Annotated in this window: 9 protein-coding genes; 3 read left to right on the forward strand and 6 right to left on the reverse strand. The window is 40.1% G+C overall.

The window, feature by feature from the left end:
* Positions 1-23 precede the first annotated feature (23 nt).
* The gene (gene uvrC / locus ODU55_RS09010; protein WP_398582606.1) at positions 24-1,799 is read right to left on the reverse strand and encodes an excinuclease ABC subunit UvrC; all 1,776 of its coding nucleotides are present in this window, start codon (positions 1,797-1,799) and stop codon (positions 24-26) included.
* Positions 1,800-2,306: 507 nt separating this feature from the next.
* On the opposite strand from uvrC, the gene ODU55_RS09015 reads away from it, so the two are divergent.
* Both ODU55_RS09015 and ODU55_RS09020 read left to right on the forward strand, forming a co-directional pair.
* Positions 2,307-3,050 (forward strand): ABC transporter ATP-binding protein, encoded by a 744-nt coding sequence (locus tag ODU55_RS09015; protein ID WP_029171998.1) that lies wholly within the window; start codon positions 2,307-2,309, stop codon positions 3,048-3,050.
* Positions 3,047-4,657 carry a permease gene (locus tag ODU55_RS09020; RefSeq protein ID WP_136581330.1) on the forward strand — a complete coding sequence of 537 codons (1,611 nt, stop codon included), beginning with the start codon at positions 3,047-3,049 and terminating at the stop codon, positions 4,655-4,657. Before ODU55_RS09015 ends, ODU55_RS09020 begins: the two co-directional genes overlap by 4 nt.
* Positions 4,658-4,679: 22 nt before the next feature.
* Here the strand turns inward: ODU55_RS09020 and ODU55_RS09025 are convergent, their stop codons facing one another.
* From ODU55_RS09025 to ODU55_RS09045, 5 genes are all read right to left on the reverse strand, one after another.
* A complete protein-coding gene (locus tag ODU55_RS09025; protein ID WP_002935466.1) occupies positions 4,680-5,123 on the reverse strand; it encodes a VOC family protein in 444 nt (147 codons plus the stop codon).
* Positions 5,124-5,211: 88 nt separating this feature from the next.
* On the reverse strand, positions 5,212-5,967 hold the full coding sequence (ldcB, locus tag ODU55_RS09030) for an LD-carboxypeptidase LdcB/DacB (protein ID WP_398582607.1): 756 nt from the start codon (positions 5,965-5,967) through the stop codon (positions 5,212-5,214).
* Between the two features lie 454 nt (positions 5,968-6,421).
* Entirely contained in the window at positions 6,422-6,673 is a 252-nt protein-coding gene (locus ODU55_RS09035) for a phage holin (protein WP_024384420.1), read from the reverse strand.
* Between the two features lie 256 nt (positions 6,674-6,929).
* Positions 6,930-7,694, reverse strand: coding sequence for a CPBP family intramembrane glutamic endopeptidase (locus ODU55_RS09040; RefSeq protein ID WP_398582608.1), 765 nt, complete (start codon positions 7,692-7,694; stop codon positions 6,930-6,932).
* A 68-nt stretch (positions 7,695-7,762) separates the two neighbouring features.
* Entirely contained in the window at positions 7,763-8,446 is a 684-nt protein-coding gene (locus tag ODU55_RS09045; RefSeq protein WP_172052524.1) for a YjjG family noncanonical pyrimidine nucleotidase, read from the reverse strand.
* Between the two features lie 715 nt (positions 8,447-9,161).
* Here ODU55_RS09045 and ODU55_RS09050 point away from each other — a divergent pair.
* A partial coding sequence (locus ODU55_RS09050; RefSeq protein WP_398582609.1) for a helix-turn-helix domain-containing protein occupies positions 9,162-9,343 on the forward strand: 182 nt, incomplete at its 3' end.

The following is a 9,343-nucleotide window of genomic DNA, read 5'->3' on the forward strand; positions in this document are numbered from 1 at the left end:
ACTATTTTATTGCATTTTTCCATTTACTTCTGCTTCAAACTTTCCTTTACCTTCTCCGCCACCTTATACGGCACTCCTGCTTCTGCGATTTCCTGCAAACTTGCTGACTGGATATTGCCAATAGACTTGAAATGTTTCATCAGAGCCTGTTTGCGTTTTGGTCCCAATCCTTCTATGCCGTCTAATTTTGATGAGAAGGAATTTTTTGACCGAACCTGACGGTGAAACTCAATGGCAAAACGGTGCACTTCATCTTGAATCCGATGCAGGAGGAAAAATTCCTGAGAATTACGGGGCAACTCAACTACTTCCAGCGGATTGCCAAAAAGCAACTCGTGCGTCTGGTGCTTGTCATTCTTCTGCAAACCTGCAATGGGAATGGACATACCCAACTCCTGCTCAATCACCTGCTTGGCGACATTGACCTGGCCCTGACCACCATCGATGATAATCAAATCAGGTGGTGTCAAACCGTCCCGCAGCACCCGACTGTACCGCCGCTGCAACACTTCTCGCATGGAAGCATAGTCATCCGGTCCCTCCACCGTTTTAATCTTATACTTGCGGTATTCCTTTTTATTAGGCACCCCATTTTCAAAGACCACCATGGCCGACACAGGACTGGTCCCCATGATGTTGGAGTTATCAAAAGCCTCAATCCGCACAGGCGTCGGAATCCCCAAAAGCTGACCGATATTCTCCACCGCACCGTAGGTCTTCTCCAGATTTTTATCCAAGAGATTAAACTTCTGCTCCAGACTGACACGCGCATTCTTGGTCGCCAGATTGATGAGCTGCTTCTTCTCGCCACGCTGGGGCTTAAGCACCTTGGTATCCACCAGAGCTTCTACGGCTTCTTGGTCAATATCCTGCGGTATCAAGACCTCTGAGGGAATCAAATGTTGCTGGTCCCTGTAAAACTGACCGATGTAGGTCAAAAAGTCTTCGTCCGCATCATTATAATATGGAAAAAGATTGACATTCCGCTCAATCAGTTTCCCCTGCCGAACAAAGAAAACCTGCACACACATCCAGCCCTTGTCCACATAGTAGCCAAAGACATCCCGATTCTGCAAGTCATGAGCCATCACACGTTGCTTGGTCCGCAGGGTTGAAATGGATTGCAGGACATCACGGTATTCCGCAGCTTTTTCAAACTCCAGATTGCCAGCAGCCGTCTTCATCTTTTCCTGCACTTCCTTGACAATCTTATCATCATGACCTGTCAAGAACTGGGCCACTTCCTTACTCATCTTGTCATAGTCAGACAGGCTGGGCATGTTGTCTCCATGTGCCAGACATTGCCCCAAATGATAATAAAGACAATACTTGTTCTCAGGCAATTTACACTTGCGGAAAGGATAGAGGCGTTCCAGCAATTTGAGGGTCTGATTAGCCGCACTCACATCTGGATAGGGGCCAAAATACTGACCACCATCCTTTTTTATCTGCCGTGTAATGAGGAGCCGTGGGTGGCGTTCCTTGGTAATCTTGATAAAAGGATAGGACTTGTCATCCTTTAGCATGATGTTATAGCGGGGCTTGTTTTCCTGAATCAGATTGATTTCCAACAAGAGGGCCTCGATATTGGAATCCGTTACGATGAATTCAAAGTCAGCAATTTCAGATACTAAGGCCTCCGTCTTGGTATCATGGGCACCACGAAAATAAGACCGCACCCGATTGCGCAGGTTTTTGGCCTTGCCCACATAGATAATCTTTCCGTACTTGTTTTTATGGAGGTAGCAACCCGGACTGTCCGGCAGCAACTCCAACTTATGCTTGATTAAATCGTTCATAGATCTATTATAGCAAATTTTCGGATAATCGAACTTATTCCACTCCATTGTACATAGTCTTTTAGTTTACTTTTAGTACTCGCTTCAAAGGTTTGGGGAACCTTTGAAGGCTGGAAATAGCGCGAACCAAGTTCGCTTCAAAAGCCGCAGGCATAACTTAATGCTTTCTAATTTCTAGGCATTGACCTGCTGAGGTACTTCGCTTTTTTTGTTTTCAGGCAAGGCGAGTTCAAACAATCCAGTGGAGTGTTTGAAGTTGGAAATAAGGAAACGGAGTTTCCTCTTACGTCGAAGTAATAAAAGAAAAACTAAACGACGATACTCGACTTCTTGGAATATATCCACATCCATACTACAAAAATATTGATAGAAACTATTGCTTTTGTACTAATTAAGCAGTATAATAAATGTAATTAATTGTATATATTATTCGAAGGACATTTGGAATACGGCTTGGACTACCTATCAAGCCCCTACTTTTAGTTCACGAATAACAAGGAGGTTACTATGATACAATTTGACCATATCACAAAAACATACGGCGAAACAATCGCGCTTGATGACCTAAATTTGACAATTGAAAGTGGCGAGATTTTCGGTTTAATTGGTCACAATGGGGCAGGAAAAACAACGACAATCAGTCTATTGACTTCGATAATCGAAGCCAGTTATGGAACTATCTCTGTTGATGGTTTAAACCTAGAGGAGAACCGCGATGAAGTCAAGAAACGGATAGCCTATGTTCCAGATTCGCCAGACATCTTCCTACACTTAACAGCATTTGAATACTGGCACTTTATGGGCAAGGTCTATGGTGTAGAAAAGGATACAGTTGATGACCGTATCGCTAAACTATCTAGTCTATTTGATATGACAGCGCGCCAGCATGAGCCTATTGATAGTTTTTCACACGGTATGCGTCAGAAAACCATTATTATTGGTGCATTGATCCCTAACCCTGATATTTGGATTTTGGATGAACCCCTAACTGGACTGGACCCTCAAGCTTCTTTCGACCTAAAACAAATGATGAAAGAACATGCTCAATCTGGTCACACCGTTCTATTTTCTACACACGTCCTTTCAGTGGCTGAACAACTCTGTGACCGCATTGCTATTCTCCGAAAAGGGCAACTCATTTTCGTAGGAAGTCTAGATGAACTCAAATCACAGTATCCAGATAAAGATTTGGAGACCATCTATTTGGAATTAGCTGGACGCCAACAAGTGAAGGCAGGTGAGGAAGAATGAGTAAATCCATCATTTGGGAACTAGTAAAGATTAATATTCTTTATTCCAATCCTCAACTTCTAGCTTCCGTCAAGAAGAAACAAAGCAAGCGCAAAGACGCCTCCTTTTCAGCCTATAAAAGTGTCCTCTTGCAACAAGTATTTATGGTTTTGAGTTTCGGACTCCTCTATTCTGTCTTTTTCATGGGAGTAGATTATAGTCAGTCCATCGGTTTCTTTTCTCTGCAACTAGCGCTCTTTACCATTATTGCCATTGTCTACGGTTTTACAGGTTTCTTCTCCGTTTTCTACGATAGTAAGGATACAAAGTTGTATTTAGCACTTCCCCTGAAGCCACAAGAAGTCTTTCTGGCTAAAATCCTCTCTGCACAAGGGATGGTCTTACCCTTCCTCATGCCGTGTCTGTCTTTACTTCTGATTACTTACTGGCAAATTGGCGGTCCGCTCCTCGCCTTAGCTTCCATTCCTTCCTTTTTGATTCTCTGGATTTTAGTTAATTTAGTCAATCTGATCATCATGCACTTTGTTGGGGAAGTTCTGACAAAAAGCCCTCGTAAAACATTGATTTCTACAATCCTGATGACAGGTTCTTCCTTGCTGGCTTTTGCTGCACTCATGTTCCTGCAATCTCAGCAGACCGTTTCACTCGAATCTGGTGGCTTTGTTGATTTTCCTATCATACCTATATTTGCTGGATTCCATTACTTGGTCAGCCATACTATCTCACTAGAAACACTCCTTCATTTTGGACTTCCTCTCATTTTGATGATTGGACTTATTGTGTTTGCGTTTAAAACTGTCATTCCCAACTACTTTAATCAAGTTTTGGCGATTGAAAATGCTTCGACAAAACGGACCAATAATGCTAAATCTACCAAGATTCCTAGCAATCTCAATCAGGCTTTAGTGAAACACCACCTATCTACTCTTAAAGATAGCAACCTCATGGTCCAAACCATGATACAACCAATCATTATGGGAGTGGCGCTTTTTCCAAGTTTTAGCCGTTTCACAGAGAATGGTGGTCTGAGTTCAGTTGAATGGGATTTCTTTGGTATTGCTCTATTAGCTGGATTCTTGCTTGGCAGTCTATTTGCTGGTTCTACAACCTTCATCGGGGTGGCCATGTCATTGGAGAAGGAAAATTATCATTTCATCCGAACACTTCCTATAAGTTTCAAAAAATTTATCATCCAAAAATTCTGGGTATTGGCTGCCGTGCAATTTGCACTACCGACTCTACTTTACTTTGCTTTGGCGCTAGGTTTCATGAAAGTCAAATTCATTCTAGCATTCTTCTTTACAGTCGGCATCATTATCTCAGCCCTGCTAACTGGTCAGATTTATTACTGGCGTGACCAACGACTCCTCATGCTCAACTGGCAAAATAGTAACCAGTTATTTGGTCGCGGAGCGGGTCAGTGGTTGATTGCTGGCTCGATCATAGGAACAATGTTTCTCGGAGCCATTATTCTAGTTGTCAGCATCATATTAGCTGGCACTATTGGTGCAGCTTATGTAAGCTCAGCCTTGATGACCTTACTATTTGTTCTATCTGCTGCTCTTCAACTTTATATCTACAAAGCTTATTGGCAAAAACTAAAATAGATTGGACAACGTCCAATCTATTTTAGTTTTCTGCGTAATATTCCTGACCGTAGCCTTCTACTTCAGCATTGATTTGCCAAGAGATACCAAACTTGTCTGTTACATTACCATAGGCAGGAGACCAAGGAACTGCTTGAAGTTCCATATTGATAGCAGTTGCATCTACGGATAACTTGCTGTATAGTTCCTGCGCTGTCTCAGCATCGTCTGTGATAAGCGCAACTGTAATATTGTCACCTACTGTATAAGGCATTTCTGGGTTGTTGTCTGACAACATAAAACGCTGACCGTTCAAACGAAACTGTGCATTCATCACGTAATTTTCTAGTTCAGCAGGGCAGTCTGGTAAGAAATCTTTAAATAGATTTACTTGCTCAACTGTTGCCCCAAGAGCATTTTTATAAAACTCGATGGCTTCCAAACCATTACCATTAGTAACCAAGTATACTTCCATTGCTTTAAGCATGATGGACCTCCAAAATTATGATGGTTTATTATATCACGAGTTAGTTATACGGACAAATTTTTCGACTTATTTCTGACTAAATGTAAAATTAATAATCTCCACCTGGTACACCAAAATATTCTTCCAAGGTCAAGCCTGAATTGTAAATATCTGTCGCTTCTTGACCAATATATCGCACATGCCAGGATTCTGCCATATAGCCTGTGCTGGATTCTTTTCCTGGAAGATAGCGGACAATAAAGCCATATAGATGCGCATTCGTAGCCAACCACTGAGAAGCATTGGGTTCTTCTAATAAACTACCACTTGTATCCAATAAATCAAAGGCTAATCCTGTCTGATGTTCACTATATCCAGCTCTTGCAGAATACGTATCTGCTGCTGCTTGTCCTTCCTGATTTACATAAGACTGGTAGAGACTTGCCTGAGTTTCATAGGAACGAAATCCACTGTAGTTATTGGAGATACCAAATCCTAGCGCCTGCATATCTGCTATTAAACGTTGAAAAGCTGCTAAGGCTTCAGGATTTTCGCCCGGTGCATAATCAGCTGCAAGCGGATGCTTTTTATTAGCGATAATCACTTCACCATATTTTCCTTGTACACTATAATAGGAACCGTTAAAATTTACCTGAGTCTCTGTACTTGTTACTTCTTGATTCGTTTCCGCCGATGTAGAGCTACTTGTTGACTGCTCCGAAGTTGTTGAAGTAGACTGACTTGAAGTAGTCGAAATAACTGTTGACGAATTCTTTGTAGTATTGGTCTGATCCGGCTTTTGATGACATGCTGCTAGTAACAGCATAGTCGGCAAGCATAATAGAATAGTACGTTTCATTATCATCACTCCGTTCTCTTATAATTATGTCTATTGTAGCACAATCATAAAACTCCGTCTAATGACGGCTTATGATTTTAACTACTATTGATATTTTTAGTGTTCATTGAATTTCTCTCGATTCTTTTCCTTCAAATAGTGGCATTCCTGATAACATACGTGTCATAAATAGAAACACCAGCCTTTCGACTGGTGGACATATATGATGTTAAATACCTGTATTCACAAGTAAAGTAATTTACATACAAAATAGTTTTTTAGGAAATACTGACTGTATTTTGAAAAATCAGTATTAGCTAGAGATACTGATACTCAATGAAAATCAAAATCAGACTAGGCGACGCAGATGCAGATAGAACTGAAGTTCATCAAATCAAGTCAACAACGTCTGATTTTGATTTTCGAAGAGTATGAACTGTAAGTACAGCTGAGATACCTCAGCAATAGTCCCGACCAAACACTATTGTTGATTTTTAGATGACATACCATTTTTTAGGATGTCTTCTACCTTCACATCCGGTTTATTATTTAGCACTCCTAAAAATACAAGAATACTAAGGATGATACAAATCGTCTGCTCGATTTGGTTTAAGGTACGACTACATTCAATATTAAAATAACAAAATAGGACATTATCAACGAGCATCAATACCAGCGAAATGAGTCCAATCCAAAACATATGTTTTTTTAAACGATTCTTTATTTGTTTCATATCTATACTCCTTTTTGATGTATAAAAATACATTTTAACATAAATAAACCGTCAATTCAAAAAAATATGGGATAAAAAATATGATAAAGCAATCGAAAGAGACCATGTAGCAAAACTAATTCAAATGACTAAATATCCGCACAATAAAACGGATGATGATACCGAGTTGATAGAAACTATGTATCATCATCCATTTGTCAGCTGTAGGGAGAAAGAAATTTTATCCGATTAGCTTGATGTCCGTTCTTCTCATTGTTTACCCTGCAATAAACAATGAGAAGAAACTTGTACCAACCATATCCGCAAGAGCATGTCCTAAGAAATATGGCAATAAATTATCATTTTTCTTTGTGTACATGCAGTAATAGAAAAGGCCGAAGGCTACACCAATAACAAGAGCAGATACCATTCCTTGATAGGTATGGAAAGATATACGGACAATTGTTGAAAAGAGTAAGACCAGCGAACGCTTTTTCTTATCTGTACTCAACAATAAGCCTAAGAAAAAGAACTCTTCATAGAAGCCGTTAAACAAGGAATAGATAACTGTGCTGTAGTCAACCGCTAGGAAACGGTTGAGCACTGTCATGATATTCCAGTCATAGTAAGGCAAGTATCCGAGGAAATTATACCCACCAGACAGACCTGGAATATATGAAAAGGCTGTAAATGCCAAATCGCTAATCAGACCAGCACCGATAAAAATCAGTGGTCCCCAGAGCAAAACTCTCCACTCTAATTTTACTTTTAGCTGCTTGAAATCATAATTCCGAATCAATAAATACACCAGGGCAAACAGGAATAATTTTCCTTGATTGGCTAGAGCCCACCAATTATCGGCTGGACTAAACGACAGAACTCCTGTTTCAACGTTTTTTGTTGCGGAAAATGAGGCTATCCATTGCATGGTTGAGGTATAAATAGCATTACCACATAAAATCGTTGTGATAATAATCAAATCTATCCAAGTGAGTTCTTTTAGGGGCTTTGTTGGACGAATGCGTCTCAGTAAGCTTTTCACTTTTTCCTCCTTATAGTGTATTTTTTATTACAAATATACGAAAAATCTTATAGAATTTTTAAAACATTCTATAGTAAGTCTAATAATTCTTGATAGCTACTAATTGTATAGGTTGGAACTGCCTTACTATTATTTATCATATGAGTCGGATTGTACCAAACAGTATCCATGCCAGCATTATTGCCGCCTTGAATATCTGCTGTCAAACTGTCTCCAATCATTAAGGCTTGGTCAAACTGAAAACCTGCAATCTGCTCTGCTATTTTTTCATAAAAATCAGCCGCAGGCTTTTGCGTCCCCATCTGCTCAGAAATAAATACTTCTTTAAAATACGATTGAATCGGTGAGTGAAGCAAGCGATTTTCCTGTATATAGGTCACGCCATTGGTCGCTGCATAAATCTGGTAGCCTCGGTGTGTCAATTCCTGCAAAAGCTTATCTGCACCTGTAAAAATTTGTCCCTGCCGCCCAATAAATTCTTGGTAGCGCAAGGCCATCTCCCTTCCATCAACTTGCCGACCAAAGTGGGCAAAGGTCCGTGAAAAGCGGGTGTTTATTAGCTCTTTCTTTGTAATGTTCCCTTTTTCCAAATCCTTCCACATGCCTTGATTTAGAGGGCGATAGACATCTTTAAAAGCTTGAATATCTTCAACCTCCATAGCTGTCAAAAACTGGGTTAAGGCTACTTCTTCTCCACGGCTAAAATCAAGAAGAGTATGGTCAAGATCAAAGAGTAAGTGTTTGTATTGCAAGATGATAGGCCCTTTCTAAGCAGAAACTACTGAAACGATGTCAGGCAGTATGTCTAAAGTATACCACAGTTTCTAAAAAAATAGCTCCGTGTCCTAGACTCTATTATACTGTTTTTCAGATTTCATACTCTTTAAAACGTTGTCAACTTGCCTCGATGAGTGAAAAGCTCCTGTGGAGCTTTTTAGCCTGTTGCCTTGAAATAAGAAAGCAACAGAGTTCGATTATCGGCTTCGTTTCCTAGGCTACTTTTGATTTTTATTGAGTATCAGCAGCCCTGGATACACCCATTTCCTCATCATATTATACAAGAACTAGTTTATTAAAGCAAAAAGACGAGGACTCGCAGAAAAAGGCAATCGTAGTAGCTTTAACTACACACGATTGCCACTGGTTGGCTTAAAACCCTCGAACCTTCTCAATTTTGAAGGAATACTGGTGCCAAAAGCCTATAAAAAACATTTCCTTGCGAATCTTATTAATTCGTTTGACGAGGTTCAATAGTTACCTCGCGTCCTGCCAACGAAGCTGGTTCACCAAGATACCAAGTTTTAGCGTAATAGTTCTTCATGACTGCTACCAGAGGGAAGGAAGAGTTGGTATTTTGTGGATTTGTTACTTCTGTAACCAATTCATAGGTTGTCAGACCATCACTGCTAGGATTATCTATATAATATAGTTGTTTAGTTTTTATTTGATGTATGATAAAATAGACTTATGACTTACGGAATTGATTTTAGAAAACGCGTTATTGCCTATGTCCAATCAGGACACACAAAAAAGGAAACCTGTGACCTATTTGGTATTGGAACCGATACCTTGTACCGTTGGGAGACACAGCTGAAAAATGAAGGACATCTGAATCGTAAACCACGAGCTCGTAGTCCTCGCAAACTTCC

Source organism: Streptococcus sp. 2022WUSS037 (assembly GCF_044427225.1).
In the GTDB taxonomy this organism is placed as follows: domain Bacteria; phylum Bacillota; class Bacilli; order Lactobacillales; family Streptococcaceae; genus Streptococcus.